This is a genomic window from Microcystis sp. LEGE 00066 (assembly GCF_015207925.1).
GTDB lineage: Bacteria > Cyanobacteriota > Cyanobacteriia > Cyanobacteriales > Microcystaceae > Microcystis > Microcystis ichthyoblabe_A.
Genome location: NZ_JADEVX010000379.1, coordinates 1 through 1,099, shown reverse-complemented (window position 1 = coordinate 1,099; position 1,099 = coordinate 1). Strand labels below are relative to the sequence as shown.

General features: G+C 35.4%; 1 protein-coding gene. It reads left to right on the top strand.

The window, feature by feature from the left end; genetic code table 11:
• Positions 1 to 717: 717 nt before the first annotated feature.
• On the top strand, positions 718 to 1,099 hold a 382-nt coding region (locus IQ224_RS23660), incomplete at its 3' end, for a transposase family protein (protein WP_194033130.1).

Sequence of the window (1,099 nt, the reverse complement as noted above, 5' to 3'; positions counted from 1 at the left end):
TTCTTTTCTTCTTCCGTGAATTCTAGGTTAATCATGTTTTTAATGAGTGCTTTGCTTCTAATTATGACTCTTGAACTATATTATTGTCTTTGAGTAAAAAATGCAAGTTATAACCGTGCAAAGTATATCGACCGGCAATCGGCCGAGTTTAACCAGTGGATGACCGGAATCAAATCCAGGCTAGATGCGATCGCTGGTAAGATGGACAAGCGATCGCATTTTCTCAAAGTTTAGTTTGCTTTATTGGCTTATACCAAGTTTCTAAATTCCCAATAGAGATGGTTCTTCGGTTTGTCTTATGCAAAGGACAGGATTATAAGAGATGAAATTCTTATAGAGAAAGACGTTTGGCGATTTTTGTCAATTGTTTTTGCTCTAGAGCGAACTAATCAATTAAATCTCTTGCCAGATAAGGATTTAGTCAATTTATCCCCTCTGATCGAACTATACCCAGTAACGAAGAGCCAACCCTTATGAACTCTGGCATTGATATTCTCAATCTTAATTGAAATGACTATAAATAATAAAGTTTTGTTGGCTCTTCGGGAATTGTTATGCAAATAATTAACTTAAAATAAAATTCGATGAGAGTACCTACGCCTAAAAGTAGCTGAAATCTATACAGGGAGACACTTACGGCACAAACAAGTTAATATCAAAAGATAGACAATCGAGTTAAGATTTAATATAATAGCCAAAAACCAGAGTATTTTACTTATGATACTTGACAAATTTTTGAACCTAAAAGGAACGTCTATTCAAGGCTATCTACACCTAGAAAATATCGGTATAGTTTGCCAAATCGAATCGAAAAATCAAAAAGCAATCTGTCCTCGTTGTGGGTTAGAGAGCGATAAACTCCACCAAAATCATCGACATTTAGTCAAAGATTTACCAATCTCAGGTCAACCAGTGTACCTACAGGTTAATCGTCGTCAATTTAAGTGCGATAATTGTCGAAAACCCTTTAGTGAAGAGTTAGATTTTGTCGCCAAGAAACGAACCTATACGAAAAGACTAGCCGAGAATATACTCGAACAATTAAAAGAAGGAGATATTTTAAATGTTAGCCGAAGAAATGACGTAACGGAAGAAGAGA